Origin of the sequence: Arenimonas soli, from assembly GCF_014643775.1 — a bacterium.
Taxonomy (GTDB): domain Bacteria; phylum Pseudomonadota; class Gammaproteobacteria; order Xanthomonadales; family Xanthomonadaceae; genus Arenimonas; species Arenimonas soli.
In genome coordinates, this window is sequence record NZ_BMKC01000003.1 from 93,173 (window position 1) to 116,531 (window position 23,359).

General features: G+C 65.0%; 16 protein-coding genes. 8 read left to right on the plus strand and 8 right to left on the minus strand.

Translation table 11 applies throughout. The annotated features are described in order from the left end of the window. Positions 1 to 41: 41 nt before the first annotated feature. On the minus strand, positions 42 to 2,492 hold the full coding sequence (locus IEX13_RS11050; RefSeq protein WP_188664160.1) for a tetratricopeptide repeat protein: 2,451 nt from the start codon (positions 2,490 to 2,492) through the stop codon (positions 42 to 44). A gap of 136 nt (positions 2,493 to 2,628) precedes the next feature. Between IEX13_RS11050 and IEX13_RS11055 the strand changes: the two genes are divergently transcribed. Both IEX13_RS11055 and IEX13_RS11060 read left to right on the plus strand, forming a co-directional pair. Beyond that, the gene (locus IEX13_RS11055; protein ID WP_188664162.1) at positions 2,629 to 4,923 is read left to right on the plus strand and encodes an NADP-dependent malic enzyme; all 2,295 of its coding nucleotides are present in this window, start codon (positions 2,629 to 2,631) and stop codon (positions 4,921 to 4,923) included. Positions 4,924 to 4,937: 14 nt separating this feature from the next. Further along, on the plus strand, positions 4,938 to 5,450 hold the full coding sequence (locus tag IEX13_RS11060; RefSeq protein ID WP_188664164.1) for a hypothetical protein: 513 nt from the start codon (positions 4,938 to 4,940) through the stop codon (positions 5,448 to 5,450). Positions 5,451 to 5,459: 9 nt separating this feature from the next. Here IEX13_RS11060 and IEX13_RS11065 read toward each other — a convergent pair whose 3' ends face one another. Genes IEX13_RS11065 through IEX13_RS11075 form a run of 3 tightly spaced genes read right to left on the minus strand, consistent with a single transcriptional unit; the run spans position 5,460 to position 8,250 of the window. Then, positions 5,460 to 5,843: an STAS domain-containing protein gene (locus IEX13_RS11065; RefSeq protein ID WP_188664166.1), complete on the minus strand. Its 384-nt coding sequence runs from the start codon at positions 5,841 to 5,843 to the stop codon at positions 5,460 to 5,462. Continuing rightward, entirely contained in the window at positions 5,840 to 6,268 is a 429-nt protein-coding gene (locus IEX13_RS11070) for an ATP-binding protein (protein ID WP_188664168.1), read from the minus strand. The genes IEX13_RS11065 and IEX13_RS11070 overlap by 4 nt, the downstream gene beginning before the upstream one ends. A gap of 2 nt (positions 6,269 to 6,270) precedes the next feature. Continuing rightward, the gene (locus IEX13_RS11075; protein WP_229668527.1) at positions 6,271 to 8,250 is read right to left on the minus strand and encodes a SpoIIE family protein phosphatase; all 1,980 of its coding nucleotides are present in this window, start codon (positions 8,248 to 8,250) and stop codon (positions 6,271 to 6,273) included. A 108-nt stretch (positions 8,251 to 8,358) separates the two neighbouring features. Here IEX13_RS11075 and aceE point away from each other — a divergent pair, with 108 nt between their 5' ends. The 3 genes from aceE (at position 8,359) to IEX13_RS11090 (ending at position 14,088) form a co-directional block, all read left to right on the plus strand. After that, entirely contained in the window at positions 8,359 to 11,043 is a 2,685-nt protein-coding gene (gene aceE, locus IEX13_RS11080; protein ID WP_188664170.1) for a pyruvate dehydrogenase (acetyl-transferring), homodimeric type, read from the plus strand. 47 nt (positions 11,044 to 11,090) lie between these two features. After that, entirely contained in the window at positions 11,091 to 12,647 is a 1,557-nt protein-coding gene (locus tag IEX13_RS11085) for an ATP-binding protein (protein ID WP_188664172.1), read from the plus strand. Positions 12,648 to 12,804: 157 nt separating this feature from the next. After that, positions 12,805 to 14,088, plus strand: coding sequence for a hypothetical protein (locus IEX13_RS11090; RefSeq protein WP_188664174.1), 1,284 nt, complete (start codon positions 12,805 to 12,807; stop codon positions 14,086 to 14,088). Positions 14,089 to 14,791: 703 nt separating this feature from the next. On the opposite strand, the gene IEX13_RS11095 is transcribed toward IEX13_RS11090, so the two are convergent. Further along, entirely contained in the window at positions 14,792 to 15,883 is a 1,092-nt protein-coding gene (locus IEX13_RS11095; protein WP_188664176.1) for a DUF4062 domain-containing protein, read from the minus strand. 352 nt (positions 15,884 to 16,235) lie between these two features. Beyond that, entirely contained in the window at positions 16,236 to 18,131 is a 1,896-nt protein-coding gene (locus IEX13_RS11100; protein WP_188664178.1) for a S9 family peptidase, read from the minus strand. Positions 18,132 to 18,273: 142 nt separating this feature from the next. On the opposite strand from IEX13_RS11100, the gene IEX13_RS11105 reads away from it, so the two are divergent. Continuing rightward, complete coding sequence (locus IEX13_RS11105) at positions 18,274 to 19,089, plus strand: sel1 repeat family protein (RefSeq protein ID WP_188664180.1); 816 nt, start codon at positions 18,274 to 18,276, stop codon at positions 19,087 to 19,089. 80 nt (positions 19,090 to 19,169) lie between these two features. On the opposite strand, the gene IEX13_RS11110 is transcribed toward IEX13_RS11105, so the two are convergent. Both IEX13_RS11110 and IEX13_RS11115 read right to left on the minus strand, forming a co-directional pair. Beyond that, the gene (locus tag IEX13_RS11110) at positions 19,170 to 20,690 is read right to left on the minus strand and encodes a M20/M25/M40 family metallo-hydrolase (RefSeq protein WP_188664182.1); all 1,521 of its coding nucleotides are present in this window, start codon (positions 20,688 to 20,690) and stop codon (positions 19,170 to 19,172) included. Positions 20,691 to 20,808: 118 nt separating this feature from the next. Next, entirely contained in the window at positions 20,809 to 21,009 is a 201-nt protein-coding gene (locus IEX13_RS11115) for a hypothetical protein (protein ID WP_188664184.1), read from the minus strand. A gap of 141 nt (positions 21,010 to 21,150) precedes the next feature. Here IEX13_RS11115 and IEX13_RS11120 point away from each other — a divergent pair, with 141 nt between their 5' ends. Together IEX13_RS11120 and IEX13_RS11125 are read left to right on the plus strand one after the other, a co-directional pair. Continuing rightward, complete coding sequence (locus tag IEX13_RS11120) at positions 21,151 to 22,308, plus strand: threonine aldolase family protein (protein ID WP_188664186.1); 1,158 nt, start codon at positions 21,151 to 21,153, stop codon at positions 22,306 to 22,308. A gap of 65 nt (positions 22,309 to 22,373) precedes the next feature. Then, positions 22,374 to 23,336 (plus strand): RDD family protein, encoded by a 963-nt coding sequence (locus IEX13_RS11125; RefSeq protein WP_188664188.1) that lies wholly within the window; start codon positions 22,374 to 22,376, stop codon positions 23,334 to 23,336. The last annotated feature ends 23 nt before the right edge of the window (positions 23,337 to 23,359 follow it).

Here is a 23,359-nt window from a genome sequence, read left to right on the forward strand (position 1 = left end):
GTTCCGGTCAGGAAAAACAATGACTTATGGCAGGCCTGGGTCTAGCGGACGGCGGCTTCGCGGGCCGCCAGGCGGGCCTGGTCGTCGGGCTGCCAGCGCTCGCCGGAGGCGTCGCGGGCGCGCTGTTCCATGGCCAGGGCAGCCGCCGGGTCGCCGGTGGCCGCCAGCCAGGCGGCCTCGACGCGCAGCTGCAGCGGGTCGCCGTCGAGTTCGCCGGCCGACAGGTCCAGTTCGCGGCGGGCGTCGTCGGGGCGGTCCTGGGCCAGCCAGGCGTTCGCGCGCCAGGCGTGCAGCTGGGCGACCCGGCGCGGGTCGTCGATCTGCGTGGCCATGGCCATCGCCTGGTCCAGGCGCACATGGGCGCCGGCCGGGTCGCCGGCGTCCAGGCGCAGCTGGGCGAGGTTGCGCAGCACGTCCACCCGCATGGCCACCGAACCGTCGTCGCCGATTTCGGCCAGCAGCGCCTCGAGCGCGGCCTGGGCTTCTTCGCGCCGCCCCTGCATCGCCGCCGATCGCGCCAGCCACAGCCTGGGACGCCAGGCGCCCACCGGGTCGTCGGCGGCCAGCATCAGGATCTCGGCCTGGCGCAGGTAGCGTTCGGCTTCTTCGTGCCGGCCCAGGTCGACGCTGAACTGGCCCAGCACCGACGTGGCGCCGGCCAGGTTGGGCGACTGGTCGATTTTCGCGGCCAGCTGCACGGCCTCGAACGCGGTGTCCCAGGCCAGCGAAAGCTCGCCCATCTGGGCCTGGGCCACGGCCAACTGGATCAGCGCCGAGGCTTCGGCGGTGGGATTGCCCAGCTCGCGATGCAATTGCACGGTTTGCGCGGCCAGGTCGCGCGCCTCTTCGAAGCGGCCCTGTCGCCGGCGCAGGTTGGCCAGCGAGTTGAGCGCGATGCCCTCGCTGCGGCGATTGCCCTGCAGGCGGAAACCAGCCAGCGCCGCCTCGATGTGGGCGCCGGCGTTGGCCAGGTCGCCTTCGCGCAGGGCCAGCTGGCCCTGGGAATGGCTCAGCTCCGGCGACACGGTGACCAGCCCGGCCCGGCGTTCGGCGGCCATGGCTTCCTGCAGGTAGCGGCGCGCCTGGTCGTAGCGGTCGCCGTAGGTATGCAGGATGCCCAGGCGCGACAGCACCGTGGCTTCCGCGTCGGGGTCCTGGGTTTCGCGCGCCAGCGCCAGGGCTTCGGAAAGCAGCGGTTCGGCCTTGACGTTGTCGCCCTTGCGCCAAAGCAGCACCGCCAGGGCGTTGCGCACGGCCAGGCGTTCGAACGGGTCGCCGGCACGGTCGGCTTCGGCCAGCAGCAACTCGAGCTGGGTGCGCGCTTCGGCCAGTTCGCCCATTTCGGACTGGCCGCGGGCCAGCTGCAGGCGCGGCCAGAAGGCGTCGGGGACCTGTTCGGACGCCAGCTGGAAATAGCGCTGCGCGCCCGGGAAGTCGCCCTGCAGGCGCAGCGCCAGGCCACGCAGGTAGGCTTCGTTGGCGAAGTTGTCCTCCGACACCGGCCGGCTGGTGCCGCGCACGTTCACGCTGGCGCCCAGTTCGGCGGCGGCGGCGCGTGCCAGCGCCGGCACGTCGTCGGCGACGGTGCTGCGGCGGCGCACCTGGCCGTCGGGGCCGGTGATGGCGTAGTCGAGCCGCAGCAGGCCGCCCCGGCGCAGCAGCCGGCCCGACACGACGTGGCTGGCGCCGTGCGCGGCGCGCAGACGCTGCACGCGCTCGTCGTCGGGCAGTTCGGCCAGGGCCTGTTCGATTTCGAACACCGCGTCGGCCGGCACCACCGCCGTGCGCCGCTGCAGGATGTCGGACAGGGCCTGCATCAGGCCCAGCCGCGCCCAGTCGTAGCGTGCGTCGCCGGTGGCGTTTTCGATCGGCAGCACGGCTACCCGCGCGTGGCCGTCCACCAGGGCGGCCTGGTCGGCCCGGTGCTGCCACCACCAGCCGCCCAGCAGGGCCAGGGCCACGGCGACGAGCGCTCCCAGCGCCCAGGCTCCGCGCGGCATCGGCCGGGGCGCGGACCTGGCAGCGGTGGGGGTGGCTGGCGCCGGCGCCAGGGACCCGGCCGGCGGCGGTGGTTTCGCCGTGGCGTCGGGCCCGGCCGCGGCGCGGGGAGCCTGGCGCCGCTCCTGCACCGGTTCCACCGGGGCAATGAAGCGGAAGCCGCGCCCGTGCACGGTAAGGATGACCTGCGGCGCACCGGCTTCGTCGTCGAGCGCGCGGCGCGCCTTCATCGCGCAGCGGCTGAGCGCCGCCTCGGTGACTACCTGGCGTGGCCACACGGCGTCGAGCAGTTCGTTCTTGTCCACCACGCGGCCGCGGTTTAGCAGCAGGTAGGCGATGAATTCGAGCACCTTGGGCTGCAGGTCCACCGGCTCGCCGTCGCGCAGCAGTTCGTGGCGGGCGGGGTGCAGCTCGAAACGGCCGAAGCGGAACGCGCCGGTGGTGCCGTTGGCGTCCGGGGACGGCGTTGCGCCGGGGTCTTGCGACTGGCTCATGGCGGGGCGGAGGCCCTCTCGATGGCTGGACCGAGGATAACGCATGCCGGACAGCCATACGGCCGCGTCGGCAGCCGGGTCGGGCGGGGCGCTACAATCAGGATCCTCTTGCGCAACGCACGCCGACGCCCTGCCCATGTCCGAACAAGAAGACTTCAAACTGGCCGCCCTCGATTACCACCGCCAGGCACCGGCGGGGAAGATCAAGGTGACGCCGACCAAGGCGATGGTGACCCAGCGCGACCTGGCGCTGGCCTATTCGCCCGGTGTCGCGGCGGCCTGCGAAGCCATCGTCGCCGACCCGGGCGAGGCCAGCGCGCTGACCGCGCGCGGCAACCTGGTGGGCGTGATCACCAACGGCACCGCCGTGCTGGGCCTGGGCAACATCGGCCCGCTGGCGGGTAAACCGGTGATGGAAGGCAAGGGCGTGCTGTTCCAGAAGTTCGCCGGCATCGACGTGTTCGACCTGGAGGTCGCCGAAAACGACCCCGACAAGCTGGTGGACATCATCGCCAGCCTCGAACCCACCTTCGGCGGCATCAACCTCGAGGACATCAAGGCGCCCGAGTGTTTCGTGGTCGAGAAGAAGCTGCGCGAGCGGCTGAAGATCCCGGTCTTCCACGACGACCAGCACGGCACCGCCATCATCGTCGGCGCCGCGCTCATCAACGCCCTGCACGTGGTCGGCAAGGACATCGCCAACATCAAGCTGGCGGTCAGCGGCGCCGGCGCGGCCGGCATCGCCTGCCTGGACATGCTGGTGGCGCTGGGCGTCAAGCCCACCAACATCCACGTGGTCGACCGCGACGGCGTGCTGCACACCGGTCGCCCCGACCTGTGCGCCGGCGGCGTCAACGAAGGCATCGCGCGTTATGCGCGCGAAACCGCCGCGCGCGCGCTGGCCGAAATCGTGGACGGCGCCGACGTGTTCCTGGGCGTGTCCGCCGGCGGCGTGCTCAAGCCCGAGATGGTCAAGACCATGGCCGACAAGCCGGTCATCTTCGCCCTGGCCAACCCCACGCCCGAAATCGACCCGCAGCTGGCGCGCCAGGCGCGCCCGGACGCGGTCATCGCCACCGGCCGCAGCGACTTCCCGAACCAGGTCAACAACGCCCTGTGTTTCCCCTACATCTTCCGCGGTGCGCTCGATGTCGGCGCGACCACGATCAACGAAGAAATGAAGCTGGCCTGCGTGCACGCCATCGCCGACCTGGCGCGCCGGGAAGCCACCGACCTGGGCGCCGCCTACGCCGGTGAAACGCCGCGCTTCGGCCCCGACTACCTGATCCCGCGCCCCTTCGACCCGCGCCTGCTGGTGTCGCTGGCGCCGGCCGTGGCCCAGGCCGCGATGGCGTCGGGCGTGGCGACGCGGCCGATCGAGGATATCGAAAGCTACCGCGACCGCCTGTCGAGCTGGGTGTTCCGCACCGGCCTGCTGATGAAGCCGGTGTTCGACCGCGCCCGCGCCGACCGCAAGCGCGTGGTGTACGCCGAGGGCGAGGAAGAAACCGTGCTGCGCGCCGTGCAGACGGTGGTGGACGAAGGCCTGGCCCGGCCGATTCTGGTCGGCCGCCCGGCCATCATCGAACGCCGCATCCAGCGCCTGGGCCTGCGCCTGCGAATCGGTATCGACGTGGACGTCACCAATATCGACGACGACCCGCGCTTCAACGACTACTGGCAGCTCTACCACGAGATCATGCAGCGCAAGGGCATCACGCCGGCCGCGGCCAAGGCGGTGGTGCGTTCGCGCGACGTGGTCATCGCCGCGCTGATGGTGCGCCGGGGCGAAGCCGACGCGCTGCTGTGCGGCCTGGTCGGCCGTTTCGTGCGCAAGCTCAAGTACGTGCGCGAAGTGCTGGGCCTGGAAAGCGAAGTGCGCGGCCTGTCGGCGCTTAGCGCCGTGCTGAACGAAAAGGGCGTGTTCTTCTTCACCGACACCCACGTGCAGGTCGACCCGACCGCCGCCCAGGTCGCCGAAAGCGTCGTGCAGGCGGCCTTCCGCCTGAAGCTGTTCGGCATCCAGCCCAAGGCGGCGCTGGTGAGCCACAGCAATTTCGGCTCCAGCGAGTCGGCCAGTTCGCAGAAGATGCGCGACGCGCTGGCCATCCTGCGCGAACGGGCGCCCAAGCTGGAAGTGGAAGGCGAAATGCACGCCGACATCGCCCTGAACGAAGAAGCGCGCAACCGCATCTTCCCGAACTCGCAGCTGTCGGGTCGCGCCAACCTGCTGGCCTTCGCCAACCTCGACGCCGCCAACGCCAGCTACAACCTGGTGCGCAACGTCACCGACGGCGTCGGCATCGGCCCGATCCTGATGGGCCTGGCCGCCTCGGCGCACGTGCTGACGCCTTCGGCCACGGTGCGCCGGGTGGTGAACATGACCGCGATCGCCGCGGTGGACGCCCAGATCCGCGCCGCCCGCGGCTAGGGGCTCCCGGCCCGATGAAACTTCGCGGCGACATGACCATCAACGGCAAGCTCTACCGCAAGGGCGAGGTCGCGCCCAAGTGGTTCATCTACCCGTTTTTCCTTTTCCACATGGGCATGTTCGGGCTGTCGGGCTTCTTCATGGCCTACGGCGCCGACGACATGGACCTGGTGTTCCTGTACATGCACGGCGGCATCGCCATCGTGGTGTACCTGGTGTTCTACCTGGCGATCTTCGGGCTCGACCAGGTGCGCTGGATGTTCATCAACGCCGGCCTGGGCCTGCTGGGCATCTGGGTCGAGATCAAGTGGATCCTGTCGCTGTTCGGCAAGTCGCTCGACGACTACCCGATGGCGGTGCACGTCACGCCCTTCCTGTACTACATCCTCTACACCTTCCTGATCCGGCAGCTGGTGCTGGACGTCTTCAGGGCGCGGGAAAATCCCGCGCGACGGCGGCGGGTGGAGTTCGCCTACGTGGCGCTGTCGCTGCTGGTCTACGGCGGCACCTGGCTGGCCACCCGCTGAAAACCGGGGTTAGTCCTCGTCTTCGCCGCGCAGCACCTTCTTCTGCATCGCGTCCAGGTAGGCGTCGGCTTCGGCCACCGACGAGAAGATCTCGTTCATCGGCACCGCCTTGACCACGTCGAAGACCTTCTGGATCTGCGGCTGCGGGTTCACCACCACCACGCGCCCGCCGCGGCCGGCCAGGGCCTTGCGCGCCTTGAAGATCGAACGCACGCCGGCCGAGCTGATGTATTCCAGGTTGGCCAGGTCCAGCACCAGCGAATTGACCTGCGATGCCAGCAGCGGCGCCAGCTGCTGGTCGAGCTGCTGGTAGCTGTGGGTGTCGAGGCGGCCGCCGATGGCGACACGCTGGCTGCCGTTGCTGGCCGGCTGGATATGGACGTCGAGGTTCATGCGGGGCTCCCGGGGGGTTGGGTTCGAAGGACGACGCGAAGGATGTTGTGCGGTTCCTGGCGGGTGTAGGTGATGTCTTCGGCCAGCTGCCGGATAAGGTGCACGCCCAGGCCGCCGACCGGGCGGTCGGCGATGTCGGCGTCCAGGTCGGGGTCGGGGCGTTCGAGCGGATTGAAGGCCACGCAGTCGTCGCGGAACTCCAGCGTGATCAGGTTGCCGTCGATGCCGATGCCGACGCTGATTTCGTGTTCGCGGCCCTCCACGCGGCCGTAGTCGAGCGCGTTGCAGACCACTTCTTCGGTGACCAGCTGCACGTCGTGCACCACGCCCGGGTCCACGCCCTCGCGCGCCAGCACGCCGTCGATGGCGGCCACCAGGTCGCGCAACTGCCCTTGTTCGCGCGGAACATTCAGCCGAATTCGCATGCTCAGCCTCCTTCGGGATTTCCATCGTAACGCAGGGCCAGCAGCGTGATGTCGTCCGACTGCGGCGCGTTTCCGGCAAATTCATGGACGGCGTGCGCCAGGGTGGTGCACAGCGCGGCCGGTTCCAGCGCCGGGTCCAGGGCGGCCAGCATGCGGTCTTCGCCAAAGGCCTGGTCGGCGGCGTCGAAGGCTTCGGTGACGCCGTCGGTGTAAAGCAGCAACGTATCGCCCGGTTCCAGCCGGCCATGCCAGACCGGGTAGTCGCCGGCCACGTCGATGCCCAGCGGGCCGGCCGTTGGCACCGGCAGCCATTCGCGGCGCCCATCGGCGTGCAGCAGCACCGGCGCCTCGTGGCCGGCGCTGGCCAGCGACAGCCGGCCGCCGCGCAGGTCGAGCACGCCGCACAGCACGGTGGCGAACATGCAGGTTTCGTTGCGTTCGGCCAGGTGCGCGGCCGCTTCGGCCAGGGCGGCGCCGGGCGAGCCGCCGGCTTCGGCCGCCACTTCCAGCACCGTCATCGTGCGGGCCATGAACAGCGCCGCCGGCACGCCCTTGTCGGACACGTCGCCGATGACGAACCACAGCACGTGGCCGTCGCGCCGGAACACGTTGTAGAAATCGCCGCCCACCGCCTTGGCCGGCTCCAGCAGGCCCTGCCATTCCACGGCCGAGCCGTTTTCGCGCAGGCGGCCGCCCGGCGGCAGCATGCCGCGCTGGATGTCGCGGGCGATGTCGAGTTCCGATTCCAGCTTCTGGCGCGCCGAGCCCATGTCGGCGATTTCGCGCATCTGCCGCTTGAGCGAGGTGCGGGCGGTGTCGAATGCACGCGCCATCACGCCCACTTCGTCCTTGCGTTGGGTATGGCGCAGCGGATAGTCGAATTCACCGCGGGCCAGGTGGCCGGCCGAGTCGGTCAGGTCCTCGATGGGGCGGGCAATGCGGCCCGCGTGCCGGCGCACCGCCCACACGCACAGCGCCACGCCCAGCAGACCGCCGCCAAGACCCCAAAGCGTTACTTCGTCGAGCTGGGCCAGGATGACCCGCTCGGGCACGCTTAGCGCGAAACTCCAGCCGCTGTCGCCCACCGGCCGGGTGAAGCTGTAGTGCCGCTGCGCCGGTTCGCCGTCCTCGCCGGGCACGTCGTGCACGAACTCCAGCGACATGCGCCGCTTCAGCGCGTCGGCCAGCGGCGCCAGGTCCGGACGGCCGCGTTCCTTGATCACCTCGTCCAGGGGGCCGCGATGGTCCGGCCGCGGGTGCATGACCACCTGGTGTTCAGGCGAGAACAACATGGGCACCAGGGCCGGGTCGTCGACCAGTTGCCCCAGCTGCGCACGCAGGCGGCGCACCGGCACGTCCAGGCTGACCATGCCGATGGCGCCGCCTTTGACGCCCTCGCTGCCGGGGCGGTACAGCGGCAGGTTGTAGGTGACGAACAGGTCGCCGGCGGTGGCGTCGTTGGAATAGGCCTCCGACCACCAGGGCTGGCTGGTGCCGACGGTGCGCGTGTACCAGGGTTCGATGCGGAAATCGGCATAACCCAGTTCGGCCAGGCGGCTTTCCAGCTTCGCCGGACCCTGCCTGCGCACGTACCAGTCGAACCCCGGGTCCTCGTCACCCAGGCGGCCCGGTTCCATGGCGATCATCACGCCGGCGATGGCCGGGTCGGCGTCCAGGGTCGCCTGCATCAGCGCGCGCAGGTCCATGGGCTGGCGGCCCAGGCCCGAGGCGGCGCCGGCCAGGGTGCGGCCGCTTACCTGCACCGAATCGAGCGTGGCCTCCAGCCGGCCGGCGGCCTGCTGGCTCAGGCCGCGCATCTCGGCCTGGGTGTTGGCGATAAGCACGCCGCGGATGGCCAGGTAGAAGATAAGTGCCACCGCCGCCAGCAGCAGGATGCTGGTGAGGCTGGTCCACAGGGCCAGGCGGGTACGCAGGCTGCGGCGCCAGGGAATCGGGCCCACAGGGTGGCTTGTTTCAAGCATCGTCGCCTCCATCCCCCGCCCGCAGCATAACCGGCCCATGCGTTAAACTCCGAGCCTTGACTCTAAAAACCATCTGGCCGGCCTGAATGCCGGCCTCAGGAAGACGGAATGAACTGGCTGACCGACGCGCTGGAAAACGACCTCGACCCCACCGAAACCCGCGAGTGGATCGAATCCATGAAGGCCGTGCTCGACGCCGACGGCCCCGAGCGCGCCCACCACCTGCTGCAGCGCATGGTCGAACTGACCCGCCGCGCCGGCGCCCACCTGCCGTTCCAGCCCACCACCGAATACATCAACACCATCCCGCCGCACCTGGAAACCAAGGGCGACGGCGACGCCGCGATGGAGTGGCGCATCCGCTGCATCATCCGCTGGAACGCCATGGCCACCGTCGTGCGCGCCAACCGCAAGCCCGGCGACCTCGGCGGCCACATCGCCAGCTTCGCCTCGGGCGCCACGCTGTACGACGTCGGCTTCAACCACTTCTGGCGCGCGCCCAGCGAAAACCACCCGGGCGACATCCTGTACATCCAGGGCCACAGCTCGCCGGGCATCTACGCCCGCAGCTTCCTGGAAGGCCGCATCAGCGAAAGCCAGCTCGACAACTTCCGCATGGAAGTGGACGGCAAGGGCATTTCCAGCTACCCGCACCCGTGGCTGATGCCGGACTACTGGCAGACGCCCACCGTTTCCATGGGCCTGGGCCCGATCAGCGCGATCTACCAGGCGCGTTTCCTGAAGTACCTGGAAAGCCGCGGCCTTATCGAACCCAGCGACCGCAAGGTTTGGTGTTTCCTGGGTGACGGCGAAACGGACGAGCCCGAGAGCCTGGGCGCGATCGGCGTGGCCGGCCGCGAAGGCCTGGACAACCTGGTGTTCGTGGTCAACTGCAACCTGCAGCGCCTGGACGGCCCGGTGCGCGGCAACGGCAAGATCATCCAGGAACTGGAAGGCAGCTTCCGCGGCGCCGGCTGGAACGTGATCAAGCTGATCTGGGGCAGCTACTGGGACCCGCTTCTTGCCCGCGACACCGACGGCATGCTCAAGAAGCTGATGATGGAAACCGTCGACGGCGAATACCAGAACTGCAAGGCCTTCGGCGGCAAGTACACCCGCGACAACTTCTTCGGCAAGTACGACCAGACCGCCAAGCTGGTGTCCAACCTCAGCGACACCGACATCGCGCGCCTCAACCGCGGCGGCCACGACCCGCACAAGGTTTACGCCGCCTACGACCGCGCCGTGAAGCACAAGGGCCAGCCGACCGTGGTGCTGGCCAAGACGGTGAAGGGTTACGGCATGGGCACCTGGGGTGAATCGCTCAATCCCACGCACCAGACCAAGAAGCTCGACGACTCGGGCGTGAAGGCTTTCCGCGACCGCTTCAATATTCCCATCAGCGACGACAAGCTGGCCGAGGTGCCGTTCTACCACCCGGGCGAGAAGTCGCCGGAAGTGGAATACCTGCGCAGCCGCCGCGAAAAGCTGGGCGGCTACCTGCCGCAGCGCCGCCAGAAGACCAGCAAGAAGCTCGAGGCGCCCAAGCTTGAGGTGTTCGAGCGTCTGCTGAAGAGCACCGGCGAGCGCGAAAACTCCACCACCATGAGCTTCGTGCAGGCGCTGAACATCGTGCTGCGCGACAAGCAGGTGGGCCCGCGCTGCGTGCCGATCGTTGCCGACGAAGCGCGCACCTTCGGCATGGAAGGCCTGTTCCGCCAGATCGGCATCTACGCGCCGGAAGGCCAGAAGTACAAGCCGGTCGATGCCGACCAGCTGATGTACTACCGCGAAGACAAAACCGGCCAGGTGCTGGAAGAGGGCATCACCGAAGCCGGCGCCTTCAGCAGCTGGATGGCCGCGGCGACCAGCTACTCGTCGTCCGACGTGCCGATGCTGCCCTTCTACATCTATTACTCCATGTTCGGCTTCCAGCGCATCGGCGACAGCGCCTGGCAGGCGGCCGACATGCGCGCGCGCGGCTTCCTGCTGGGCGCCACCGCCGGCCGCACCACGCTCAACGGCGAAGGCCTGCAGCACGAAGACGGCCACAGCCACCTGCTGGCCGGCGCCATCCCGAACTGCCGCGCCTACGACCCGACCTTCGGCTTCGAAGTGGCGGTGATTTTGCAGCACGGCATGAAGCGCATGCTGGAAGACCAGGTGGACGAGTACTACTACCTGACCCTGATGAACGAGGCCTACACCCACCCCGACATGCCCAAGGGCGCCGAGGAAGGGATCCTGAAGGGCATGTACCTGCTGAAGGACGCCGGCAAGCCCAAGAAGGGCGAGCTGCGCGTGCAGCTGCTGGGCAGCGGCACCATCCTGCGCGAAGCCATCGCCGCCGCCGAACTGCTGGACAAGGACTTCGGCGTCACCGCCGACATCTGGAGCTGCCCCAGCTTCACCGAGCTGCGCCGGGATGGCTTCGACGCCGAACGCTGGAACCGCTTCAACCCGGAAGCCAAGTCACCGCGCAAGGCGTATGTGACCGAGTGCCTGGAAGGCAGGCAGGGGCCGGCGATTGCAGCGACCGACTATGTGCGAGCGTTTGCGGACCAGATCCGCGCCTTCGTGCCGATCCATTACACCGTGCTGGGTACCGATGGCTTCGGCCGAAGCGACACCCGCGCGAACCTGCGGCGGTTCTTCGAGGTCGACCGGTACTACATCGCCCATGCGGCGATCGCGGCGCTAGCGGCCGAGGGCAAGATGAATGGGAAGGATGTGGCGCGGGCGATCAAGCAGTACAAGATCGATACGGAGCGCGCCAACCCAATCGCCTTGTAGGTGACGAATCCATCTGCACTACCGATGAATTTAGAGGCCTTAATCGCATGACTGAGGAGACTCAACTTTCTCTGGAATTTCCAGCGCTACGATCGCCGGATAATGTCACACCGGATGAGCTGTTTGAGAATCCTACGGTTGAACTAATTCGGGGTATTCGTGAGTCATCCCGATTCGAGTTCAAGTCTGCAAGTTACGCCCGGAGGGACCTTGCAGAGTATCTGGGAATGTGGGCTAACACGCCCCCAGATGGGGGGCTCGTTATCCTTGGCGTATCAAAAGTCGGCGAGCTTGAGGGATGCAAATTTGTAGGCGCCGAAAAGATCAATCGTATCGAGAAGACTGGCTACGATCTCTGTCCGGACGCTCGTTGTGAAGTTAGACGATTTGACTTCACGCGAGCAGATGGCACGAGTGACTTCTTGCTGATGCTCCGTGTGCGCTATCACCCCGACAAGGTGGTGCGAACCCAGGACCGAAAAGTCTTCGTGCGTAAGGGGGACAGTAAGGTTGAGCTCAAGCTTCCCGAGGAAATTAGAAGCCTTCAAATTGACAAGGGTGAAGTGTCGTTTGAGAGAGAGGCATCTGGACTCAGATTTCCCGATGATTTCGAGTCATCGCTCGTACGGTCTTTCGTAACGTCCTTTATAAGCGCGCGAGGACTGGACGACTCGCACAATACGCCAGACGTGCTTCAGTTGGCCAAGCTGGGGAAGGTCTCCGGCACCAAGTTCGAGCCGAATATGGCTTGTGCGCTGCTTCTTGGAAAAGACCCGCGAGACGTTCTTCCTGGATGCCGAGTGAGATTCTTGCGTTTCGATGGTGAAACGGAGGGATCTGGAGAGCGTTGGAACGCTATCAAAGACATTTGGATTGATGGCCCCGTCCCAGTCTTGATCCAAGAGACTGAAAAAGCGCTACTCTCCCAGCTAAGAGACTTCTCTCGCCTTAATAAGGACGGGAAGTTCTATACATCCCCCGAATATCCGCGCTTCGCTTGGTACGAGGCGGTAGTTAACGCGTGTGTTCACCGCAGCTATGGCGACGGCATGAAAAATATGAACATCTTCGTGAAGATGTTTGATGATCGATTGGTTGTCGAGAGTCCGGGCGCATTTCCTCCCTTTGTAACTGCAGAAAATATTTACGATGTCCATCACCCGCGAAACCCATGCTTGATGGAGGCGATGTACTATCTTGAGTATGTTCGTTGTGCGCACGAGGGAACTAAGCGAATTCGCGATGAAATGATGCATATGGAGCTCCCGGGACCTGAGTTTATGCAAGAGCAGGTGGGGCACGCGTCTGTCCGAGTTGTCCTTAGGAACAACATAAAGCAAAGAAAGGTCTGGGTGGATTCAGATGTCGCCCAGCTCATTGGGGTGTCGCTCGCTAAGTCGCTGACCGAGCAAGAAAAGCGGGTGCTGAACTTCGCCGCTGAGTACGGGCAGATTAGTGTGAGCGAGGCCCAGAGGCTTACAGGACGAAGCTGGCCCTCAGCCAGAAATCTGCTCGCGAAACTTGCAAAGATGGGGTTGCTCGTACACGACCACCGCGAGGATGTCGATCGAGATCCGCAAGCAAGATACGTGTTCCCGACGTAAATTTCACTCGAACGACGCTGCGGGAGGTTATTGAATGATCAGCTTCTCAACCGACTTTCCAGTTGCAGCGGGCGTGACGCCAACTGACGTAGTAGCTCTAGCGCACAAATGGATCACGGGAAGCCCACACAGTCGGATTTCGCCTGATCAGCTGACTATGCCTGCTGACGAACTAGAGAAGCTCTTCTCGAGTGGGCGGGAAACCGTTGTATCAATCCTGATTCAGGATAAGACCACTCGATGTGGCGGTGTTAAATACTCGATTGCAGAGTCCACTGGTGTCGAGTGGACGACACACATCGTATGTAACATCGTTAGCGGATCACTGGTTGTAAGCGTCCGCGTAACTTGCGAAGACGCGCGCGCGCCAGATCGCCTTCCACCTGCGAGAAAGCCCTACTTCGTTAAGCAGATCCTAAGCGAACTCGGCGGAGGCATGGACGGAGACGTCCCGGTCGCCGATCAGGCCATATTTCTAGCCGAGGGTCAGGAGCTGGCAGCTGCCGCCCTTATCCTCGGTAAGGCCCGAAATAGGCTACCGATTGTGTACGTCAGTTCAAGCTATAACGGCGGATACGCAGTCGATCCATTGGCGCTATCGCGATGGGTCTCCGGGACCGCCCACGTTGTGGTTGAGCCAAGTAGGGCATTCTCATTCCGGCTGCGCAGCGCAACAGCATCCAGGAACGCCTATGGTGGAGCAATCGGAGTCTATTGGCCTGAGAGCGGACGGCAGAAGTCATACTTTCTAGGTAGACAGATAACGAACCCTCGTGCGCTATCGATGGAGATTGCGCGTGATATTCGCTCATCTCTGTCGAACCGCAGACAAATTGCAAACTGCAGTTGGGCGTTCCTCAAAGAGCAGGTCTCAAGCCGGAGACTAGAGAAGCTTCGTGAGCAAGGCTCGGCAGAACTTGAGGAATTCTATAGTGCGTTCGGCGCAGAGATAGCCTCAAAGGAGCTTCGAATTGAACAACTTGAAGCGGAGAATGCGGCGGCACATGCAGACTACTTCAGGTATAGAGCACCGCAGTCGGGCACTGTCGAGGGTGTGCTCGCCGCGGGGCTAGAGCAGGACTTGTTTGAGGGGGAGATTCTCGGGGTCGTCCGCGATGCCTTGGCGCACTACGCCAGCGCGGTTCTCCCGGGTAGCCGTAGAGAGCATATTGTGCGTGACTTGCTGGAGGCCAACCCAGGAAGCTCAGCTGCGCACGAGAAGGCAGAAGAAATCAAGGCAGTGCTTCGTGGCTACAAGGTTCTTGATGCAAAGTCTCGAGTAAAGTTGGAGCGGCTTGGGTTTGAAATTTCAGATGATGGAAAGCACTACAAAGCTGTCTATATGGGCGACGGCCGTTACACATTTGCGATCTCTAAGTCCAGCAGCGACGTTAGAGCTGGATTGAATCTGGTTAGTGATATCTGCAAGCAGATTCTCTAGGGGAAGGTCACAGGCTTTCGGCAAGGCGCCGCAACCCCTCCACAATCCGATTTACCTCCAAGATAGCTGTATCGCTGCGGTTATCCCCGCTATTGAATGGAGTGTGGGCGTCGCCGTACCGCTTTCAGCATTGCAATTGAGAGTAAGAAGTTTCTTACTCATCTCTCATCATTTCGACGATTCCAATGATCGCGCTGACTCTGAATGATGGAGACGTTCCGGAAGCACTCTGCACCCGTTCGCCGGGCTGAAGCGCGAACCAAGCTGTGCCGGAACACTACCCCTTAGCTGGAGGCTCGCATGTTCAAGTCGCTCTTGTTGGCACTTGTTTTAGGTTCCGGGACAAGCACTGCGTCTGATGCGGTGCAGATTGAGGTCGTTGGAGTGGACGAGTGCACCGCTAGCAGTGCTGGCATAGGCGTTCCCGCGGACGTCGCGCCGAAGTCCGTCATAGGCGAAATGTGTGCAGAAGCAATCCGCACAGCAGAGAATCGCTGCAGGACGGCCTGCTCAAACAGTGGCGGATATACCTTCGATTCGGGCGTCTGTGGAATTGGTGCGAAATGCATCTGTGATGTATCTACAGAGAATCCGCCTGACCTGGGACGCCCATAGTCGGCTTCCCAGCTGGAAGGAGTTGCGAGAATGGTCCACTTAGGAAGTGTCTGCCGACCGGGGAGGCGCCCGGCCAGTTTGAGAATCACTAGGAGGGCGATTTCTTCTTCGCGTTGCTTCGCTTCTTCGGGGGCACCGCAGCTCCTTGGTCTTGCTGAGGGACTTTATCTGATTTGCTGACAGCTTCAGCTTCAAGACGGGTGGCGCGATGGAGCTTGAGCACATCATTCCCCTCTTGCGTCAGTGACCAATAGGATTCTTTGTCAGCCACTTGATGCTTCTTTTTGCTTGGCTCAACGAGGTCCAAACAGGCGAGGTCTGCGAACAAAAGGCGTACATGATTCTCGGGGACAGGTGCCTTTGGCGAAAGTTCTACATCCGCATTTGGCTTGTTCATGATGGCCAAGAACGTAGAAGCAGATCTTTCAGAGATCTCCACCATCATTTCTGGCGCTAGCTGGGAGAAGATCTGGAAAAGCGTTCTTTCAACACGGATATCCCAAGTTTTCTTCCCTCGTTCTCGAATCAGGATTTCGCGATCTACGGACTTCAGCGTATCTATGCGCCCCTGTAAGTGAGCGCGGCGATCTATGACTTCTATATTCTGCGCAACACTCAACTGATTGCGAAGCACAGCATTTTCCTTGGAGAGTCGCGATAGTTCTTGAGTAACTTCAGGGCCGGCGACTCCAGTTGCTCTGCTCCATCCTATTCGAGGTGTCGTATTAAACGCCTTCATGAGCGCGATGGAGACCTTCCCATGGAGATCGTCAGCCGACTTCCAGAATCCCACCGGTCGTTGCTTTACCTTGGCTTTGAATTTAGCTAATGCCGCGATCTTTTCTTCCTCTTTGTCAGTATTCTTTGCCAAAGGCTCCACGCTTGGGTCGACCAAAAAACCTAAGGCCGGAACTCCTTTTGACACCGCATAGTCGTATTCTTTTTCCGTGTAGCTGACGCCGTCTGCAATTGACCCGTATCTGCTTCCTACGACAACTACGTAGTAGTCTGTTTCGTCAATTTGCCGAGTGATGATTTTCCACTGCTCTTCGTCGGCCGCGCTGAACATCTCCATGCCTACTGGGATGTGGCCCATTTCAAGAATTGCTTTGATCACCTGTGACCGTTCTTCTTTTAAGTCTTCGTACGTTGAGCTGACGAATATTTGATACTTTGTCATTGGGTACTTCCTGGTCGTTTCGCACGCTCGGGAGTGAAGGCTAGCTTCTTATCGTTCACGCGTTGGTTCGTGAGTGGCAGCGGCTAGCTCCCGATTTGATCATGATTGTGAGGATGGCTCATCGAGGATCAAGCCTGCCAATCAGCGAGTATCCCAAGGTATTCGCTGGGCGAACTGATTTTCGACAGTTTCGAAGTTCATCATGCCTTACAGGTTCATCGCGACGGCAAAGGTGGCTTTGGATTTTATGACGCCCGCCATCACGGTGTAGCTGCACTGGGTACCGCCCATGGGGTCCAGGCGGACTTTGGCGCCGGTTCCCTATCTCTGGCATACCAAACTAGCTTTGCCGTCAATTTTCCACGTTCTTCGTAAGGTGCTCGCGAAGAAAGTGCGTCATCTCCAGCGTGGATCGCACCCGGTTAGCCTCCTTCCTCCAACCATGCCCCTCATCCGGAAACAACACGTACTCCACCTCAACCCCGCGCTTCCCCAACACCTCCACAATTTGCTCCGCCTCCACCACCGGGACATTGGTGTCGTTGGCGCCATGCATCACCAGCAGCGGCGTCGTCACCCGGTCCAGCTTGTGGATCGGCGACAGGTCGCGCAGCAGCTTCGCCTGGGTCTTCGGGTCGCCGTATTCGTTGGTTGATATCGCCGCCATCCAGGGCTCGCTCTGTGCGAAGAAGGTTTCGAAGTTGACCATGCCGAACAGGTTCACCGCGGCGGCGAAGGTCTCGGGGTATTCGGTCACGCCCACCATGGTGGCGTAGCCGCCGTAGCTGCCGCCCATGATGCCCAGGCGGTCCTTGGCGCCGATGCCTTCGCGCACCAGCCAGTCGGCGGTGGCTTTTATGTCCTTGTTTGCGTCGAAGCGCCCGGCCTGGTTGTCCAGGGTCATGAAGGCCTTGCCGAAGCCGGAGGAGCCACGGATGTTGGGCGCGAACACGGCGATGCCGCTGGCCAGCAGGGCCTGGTAGTCGCTGCGGAAGGCGGGCACTTCCTGGCCTTCGGGGCCGCCGTGGAAACTCAGCACCACCGGCCCCGGCGCCTTGAAGTCCCTGGGCAGGTACAGCCAGCCCGACAGCTCAAGGCCGTCGAAGGATTCGTAGGTGCGCAGCTCCGGCTTCACCAGGGTGGCCAGGTCCACGCCCGGGTGCGGGCTCCAGGTGAGGCGGGTGTAGTCGCCGCTGGCCAGGTCCAGCTGCCACAGGTCCGCGGGCGTCGTGGAGCCGGCCAGCGACAGCACGGCGTGGCGGCCGTTGGGCGCGATGTCCGCCGAGTACACCAGCTCGGCCGGCGCGGCGGGCAGGGCGCTGCGCTTGCCGTCGGGCAGCGAGATGCGTTCGATTTCGTTGCGGCCGGCCACGTTCCACACCAGCAGGGCGAAGCTGAAGTCCTTGCTCAGCAGGAAGTCCTCCAGCTCGGCGCCGTCGCGTTCGGCCAGCGTCACCGGCGCGGACGCCGTGCCGTCGGCGCCGATGTCCACGCGCCCGAACACCATGTTGTCGCGGTCCAGGTTGTGGCCCAGGTACACGGTGTTCGTGTCGGCGCCGAACTGCCCGAAGGCCGACGCCGTCCCTTCGTGCGCAGTCAGCAGGATGCGCTCGCCGGTGCGCAGGTCACGCCGGTAGGCGTTGACGTCGCCGCGCGTCACCAGCTTCCATTCCAGCGCGTGCTCGCCCTTCAGGTCGGCGATGCCGCCGAAGCCGTCCGCTTCGAAGGCCATCGTGGCCTTGCCGGTCTTGGGGTCCCAGATCCAGGGGTCGGTGATGGACGGGCTCCGCACGTTGCTGCGGAAGTGGTAGCGCCCGTCGTCGGCGAAGTCGCCCAGGAAGGTATTGGCCTCGCCGTCGTCGTCCATGGCGATGGTGTCGGTGCCCTTGGTCGTGGTCAGCAGCAGCCGGGCGTTGTAACCGCCGCCCGGCGACACCGCATAGGCCAGCCGGCCGTCCGGCGACCAGCGCACGCCATTGGCGGCATCGGGCCCGGCGCTCACCGCCCGCGGGTAGCCACCCTCGGCCGGCAGCAGCCAGACCTGGGACACGCCGCTGATATTGGTGTGGAAGGCAATCCACTGCCCATCGGGCGAATACTGCGGCCCCGTGGCGCTGGCCATGCGGGCCATGGCGGTGATGCGGGCTTCAAGCTCGGCATCGGCGGCGGAAGGGGTGTCCTTGGCCAGCCCGGGCAGGGCAGCCAGAAGCAGCGAACCAACAAGGGCGAAACGGACCGGCGTGGCCATGCGTGGCTCCCTCCCCAGGGTGTTTAGGGGGCAACGTAGCAGGTGGGTGGAACCGGCCGGGACTTTTTCTCAGGGGCGGGGCCATCGTTGCAGTGCTCAACCCTGCGGGGCATCCTGAGGCGGGCCGCCTTGGACTCCTCAAATGCCTCGCTCCTTCCCGCTTGCCGTCTCTCTTTTCCTGGTCTTTTCGAGCCCAGCCATGGCTTGTGACTCTGGCCTGGACCTCTCCGGCACGGCCGTGGTCAAAGGCTGCGATCCGGACAAGCAGCAGTGCATCCCTTCGAGCCGCGCGGTCCGCACGTATGTCGAGGCATATCCGGACTCAGACTCGGAGATCACGATCGCGCTGGCCTCCAGCCCCTGGCACCTGTACGGCCCCGATGGCCGCATGATGCGCGTCGAAGAACTGGTCGCCGCGATTCGGTCGCACGTCACCGCGGAGACGGAAAAGGTGGTGCTGCTGGGTTCCTGGACCGGCGCCGGCGATGATTCCCTGGCCCAGCAGGTGTCCACTGCGCTGGGTGATCTGCCAGTGCTTGGCGCGGATGGTTTCCTGTGGCTGTCCGCCGACGGGTCAACCCGCTTGACCCGCCAGACCCACACCATCCGCAATGGCGGCGGCTACTACGAAGTCGCCGAAGGCGAAGAGGTGCTGGTGCCACTGGCCTACGGATGGGCCGCGGGACTGGAGCAACGATTCATTGCGGCGGGGGATAAAGAACTCCTGCTGCATGCCGCGATCGGCTGGGACGTCTTCTACCTTTGCCGGGAAAAGGCGCTGGCGGGCTTCGAGCTGGCGGCCAGCCACGGCGACGTGATTGGCGGCTACAACGCTGCGCTCATGCGGCTCGATCGCAACGGCGAAGGCGACCGCGCCGAAGCGCGCCGCCTGCTGGAAGCGGCCGCTTCCCAGGGCGACGAGAAATCCAGGGAATTGCTCGCCAGCATCACGGACTGAGCTGCAGCGGCCGGGCAGTGGAGTGACCCGACTGCCCGCAGCCTGCCTGCCTCTTGGCCATAGTGGCCGCGGCCCGGCGCTCAGGGCTTGGTATTGGCCAGCGCGTAAAGGAACTCCGCGAAGAACAGCGCCTGCCGGTCGATGCCCGCGAGCTTCGGATCCTCGGCATCAATCAGGTACCACTCATCCGGCGCATGCGCCTGGCCGCCCTGGCCGATGCCGACGAACACCGCCGGCAGCGACACCGGTGGGTCGGTGAAGCGGTAGCCGGGCCAGGAACCGGCCAGGCGCGGGGTCAGGGTGTGCGGTACGTCGGCGCCGGCCAGCGCTTTTTCCAGCGCCCTGACGATGGCGGCGTCGCGCGATGTTTCGGTGGGGCCGTAGATGCCGCCGGTCACGATCTGAATGTCGGTGAAGCCGCGCTTGTCCAGGTGCGCCCGCAGCTTCGACACCACCTCGTCGGCCTGCATGTCGGGCACCAGCCGGAAATCGAGCTTTGCCTCGGCGCGCGAGGGAATCGAGGTCTTGCCACCCGGGCCGGTGTAGCCGCCCACCAGGCCCTGGATGGTCACCGTGGGCTGCGAGGCCAGGCGCACCAGGCTGCTGCGGTAATCCTCGCCGGCGATCCAGCCCTGTACCTTCAGCTCTTTCTTGGCCGCGGCCTCCGCGCCCGGCCGGATGCCCGACTCGATCAGGGCGATCTGTTCGTCCGACAGCGGCCGCACGTCGTCCATCCAGCCATCAATGGCCGGCGTGTAGCCGTCGTCGGCGACGAGGGTGTCCAGCGCTTTCACCAGGCGCCAGGCCGGGTTCTCCACCGACGCACCCAGGGAGGAGTGGATTTCCATGCCGGGGCCACGGCCCGACTTGGCGCCGTCGGCCACCAGCTGCACTTCCGCCACGCCCTTGGCGCCCAGGTAGATCTCGACGCCGCCGTCGTTGCCCTGCCAGGCGACCGGAAGGATGACGCCCACGGCGTCGGCAAGGGCCTTGGCGACCTCGGGGTCGCCGGTGATCTGCCCAAAATTCTCGGACCCCGTTTCCTCTTCGCCCTCGGCCACCAGCACGATGTTGACCGGCAGCGGCGTGCCCGTCGTCTTGAAGGCCCGGATCGCCGTCAGCAGGGTGGCCTCGGGGCCCTTCTGGTTGATCGCGCCTCGGCCGATCATCACCGTCTTGCCGTCGCGTTCCACCAGCCGGCCCTCGAGCGGGGGCTGGCTCCACTCGTGTGCTTCGAACTGCTTCACGTCGTACATGAAGTACACGGCCAGCGTCGTCGGCGCGCCGGCGTCGAGCCGGCCGAAAACGCCGGGCGCCCCATCGGTCGGAATGATGCGCGCCGTGTCGAAGCCCGCATCGAGCAGCATGCGCTGCATCAGCTCGGCGCCTTCCTGGCGGTTCAACTTTTCGGCGTTGATCGAAGGCAGCGCGATCCACTCGCGCAGGCGGCTCAGCGCCTGGTCGTGGTCGGCGGCGATGGCTTCACTCAGCGTTGCCCGCGCTTCAGCGGGCATTGCCGGCGCGGCGGCGTGTGCCGTGGCCACGCAGGACGTTGCACTAGCCAGGCCGAGGCCCAGGAAAACGAGGGTCTTGCTCAGCATCACCGGTCCGCCTTCAACGCGTGGTCGAGCGCCGAGTATGCCGGGCCCGCCACCGCCGGTGAAGGCGAACGGCAGCGGCCCGGCCTGTTACCGGAACCGGGTTCTCAGAAACGCTTGCTCAGCAACGACCGCGACGGTCGCCGTGGCCCAGGTGCGCGTCCAGCGCGGAGCGGGGCAGTTCCATGGTCTTCTTGCCCTTGTGGCAAACGGTGACCGTGTCGCCGCCGGCCTTGGCCGAGCCGTAGTAGCCGCCGCGGGAACCATAGCTGCCACAGGCGGCAAGACCGGCGGCCAGCATCAGCACGATGATGATTTTCATGGGAGTGCTCCTTCTTGTTTTGGTGGGGTCATGCGGGCGCGCAGGCGCAGGAACCCGCATTGACCGTCCCACATAGCGCCCGGCATGCTGAGGCTGCAATGAACGCCGCCACTGGGGCGACGGAACACGCCGGAGCACTGCATGGATCGTCGTCATTTCCTCGCCACCGGCGCGCTGGCCACGGCTTCCACCCTGTTGCCGGCGTCGGTCTCGGCCTCGACGGCGGCAACGCCGTCCGAAGATCTGTTCCAGAACGTGAACTTCTACTCCGACGGCCTGGCGCTGACCCCGCGCGAGTACGCGGTGCTGCTGGACCAGGCGACCCGGCGCGCCGGTTTCACGCCCGACAACTATTCCCGCGGTGGCGCCGTCGAAGCGCTGGAGGCGAAGTTCGCCGCCCGCCTGGGCAAGGAAGCCGCCATCTTCCTGCCCACCGGCACGCTGGCCAACCACCTGGCCGTGCGCAAGCTGGCCGGCAACAGCCCGCGCGTGCTGGTGCAGGCCGAAAGCCACCTCTACAACGACACCGGCGACGGCGCCCAGGCGCTGAGCAGCCTCACCCTGCTGCCCCTGGCGCCGGGCGAAGTCGGCTTTACCCTGGACGAGGCCAAGGCCTGGGCCGCACGCACCGCCGGCGGCCGCGTCGAGTCGCGCATCGGCGTGCTGTCCATCGAAAGCCCGGTGCGCCGCCAGCAGCATCGCTTCTTCGATTTCGACGAACTGGTGCGGCTGTGCGACTGGGCGCGCGAACAGGGCATCCGCCGCCATCTGGACGGCGCGCGGCTGTTCAACCTGCCCCAGCACACCGGACGGTCGGTGAAGGAGTACGCGGCGCTGTTCGACACGGTGTACGTGTCGGTGTGGAAGCACTTCAACGGCGCCACCGGCGCCATGCTCGCCGGCGACGCCAGCTTCATCGAAGGCCTGTACCACACGCGCCGCATGTTCGGCGGCGCGCTGCCGGCCGCCTGGCCGTCCATCGCCTTCGTCGACCAGTACCTGGACGATTACGAAGCCGACTACGCCAAGGCCTGGCAAGCCGCCGACCAGATCATCGCCATCCTTGAAGCCAGCGGCCGCTTCACCGCCCGCAAGCTCGACAACGGCACCAGCACCTTCCTGCTCAAGGCCGAGGGGGTTACCTCGATGGCGCTGTCCGAGCGTGCCTCGAAACGGGGCGTGCTGCTGCCCGGCTACCGCGACGATGTCGCCGAATTCCCGCTGCAGGTAAATACCTCGCTGCTGCGCAAGCCGCCGGAGGTCGTGGCCCGGGCTTTGCTCGGCGGCTCCGCAGCCTGACCGGCTGGACGCCCACCGCAAGCGTGGGCGATAGTCGCGCCTCTTGAAAACGCGACGGCAAGGGCATGACTGATAGCGACCACCCCTATCCCGATTCGGCAGTGCCCGCGCTGAACGCAGCGCCGGCTTTTGCCGGCTTCTGGCGCCGCCTGGGTGCTTTTTTCATCGATGGCCTGGTCCTTGGCTTGTTCGGCCTGCTCGTCGGCCTGGCGATCGGGGATGTCCTTGCCGGCATGGGGGGCTACGAGCGCTTCGTGGGGTTCGCGATCGCGCTGGCGTTTGGCCTGCTCAACAGCCGGCTTACCGGTGGCCGCACCCCGGGCAAGTACCTGCTGGGTATTCGCGTGGCCGACCTTTCGGGCGCCCCGATCTCCATTCCCCGCGCCCTGCTTCGCCAGGCGGTGCTCTCGCTGCCGTTTTTCCTCAATGGCGCGCCGTTCGACGAGCAGACCCTGTTTTCGTTTTTTGGCGTGGTGCTCAGCGTGCTGCTGTTCGGCGGCATGTTCGCGATCGTCTATCTGTTCGTGTTCAACCGCAAATCCCGCCGGTCGCTGCACGACCTCGTGGCGGGAACCTGTGTCGTGCGCAGCGTGCCGCCTGGCGGCGTGCCCCCTGTCGCGCCGATCTGGCGCGGGCACCTGGTCGTGGTGGGTCTCGTGGCCCTGTTTTCGGCGGCTGCGCCTTTCCTGGGCCAGAAGTTGGCTGGCACGCCAACCTTCGAGGCACTGCTGGAAGCCAATGAAGCGCTCGGCGCCCAGCCCGATGTCGTGCGGTCCTTCATCAGCACCAATATCAACCTCGATGGCGCCCCGGTTTTTGGCGGCTATGTCTCCGTCACCCTCGTCATCGACAACAAGCGGGTGGCCAACGAAAAACGGGCCCTGGAAATTGGCCGGCTGGTGCTGGAAGAGTATCCGCCGGCCCGCGAGAAGCAGGTCATCCTGATCACCTTCGTCCACGGCTACGACATGGTGATCGCTTCAAGCCACAGGTCGCAGACCTACCGGTTCAAACCCGAGGAACTTTAGCCAGCCCTGCGCTAGCATGGGTC

Bases quoted from the DNA above. Each gene is read 5' to 3' on its own strand.
- IEX13_RS11090 (WP_188664174.1), top strand. From the start codon at position 12,805: ATGCCTGCTGACGAACTAGAGAAGCTCTTCTCGAGTGGGCGGGAAACC.
- IEX13_RS11070 (WP_188664168.1), bottom strand. From the start codon at position 6,268: ATGCGAATTCGGCTGAATGTTCCGCGCGAACAAGGGCAGTTGCGCGAC.
- IEX13_RS11115 (WP_188664184.1), bottom strand. From the start codon at position 21,009: ATGAAAATCATCATCGTGCTGATGCTGGCCGCCGGTCTTGCCGCCTGT.
- IEX13_RS11120 (WP_188664186.1), top strand. From the start codon at position 21,151: ATGGATCGTCGTCATTTCCTCGCCACCGGCGCGCTGGCCACGGCTTCC.
- IEX13_RS11060 (WP_188664164.1), top strand. From the start codon at position 4,938: ATGAAACTTCGCGGCGACATGACCATCAACGGCAAGCTCTACCGCAAG.
- IEX13_RS11125 (WP_188664188.1), top strand. From the start codon at position 22,374: ATGACTGATAGCGACCACCCCTATCCCGATTCGGCAGTGCCCGCGCTG.
- IEX13_RS11050 (WP_188664160.1), bottom strand. From the start codon at position 2,492: ATGAGCCAGTCGCAAGACCCCGGCGCAACGCCGTCCCCGGACGCCAAC.
- IEX13_RS11095 (WP_188664176.1), bottom strand. From the start codon at position 15,883: ATGACAAAGTATCAAATATTCGTCAGCTCAACGTACGAAGACTTAAAA.
- IEX13_RS11055 (WP_188664162.1), top strand. From the start codon at position 2,629: ATGTCCGAACAAGAAGACTTCAAACTGGCCGCCCTCGATTACCACCGC.
- IEX13_RS11075 (WP_229668527.1), bottom strand. From the start codon at position 8,250: ATGCTTGAAACAAGCCACCCTGTGGGCCCGATTCCCTGGCGCCGCAGC.
- IEX13_RS11085 (WP_188664172.1), top strand. From the start codon at position 11,091: ATGACTGAGGAGACTCAACTTTCTCTGGAATTTCCAGCGCTACGATCG.
- IEX13_RS11065 (WP_188664166.1), bottom strand. From the start codon at position 5,843: ATGAACCTCGACGTCCATATCCAGCCGGCCAGCAACGGCAGCCAGCGT.
- IEX13_RS11110 (WP_188664182.1), bottom strand. From the start codon at position 20,690: ATGCTGAGCAAGACCCTCGTTTTCCTGGGCCTCGGCCTGGCTAGTGCA.
- IEX13_RS11105 (WP_188664180.1), top strand. From the start codon at position 18,274: ATGCCTCGCTCCTTCCCGCTTGCCGTCTCTCTTTTCCTGGTCTTTTCG.
- IEX13_RS11100 (WP_188664178.1), bottom strand. From the start codon at position 18,131: ATGGCCACGCCGGTCCGTTTCGCCCTTGTTGGTTCGCTGCTTCTGGCT.
- aceE (WP_188664170.1), top strand. From the start codon at position 8,359: ATGAACTGGCTGACCGACGCGCTGGAAAACGACCTCGACCCCACCGAA.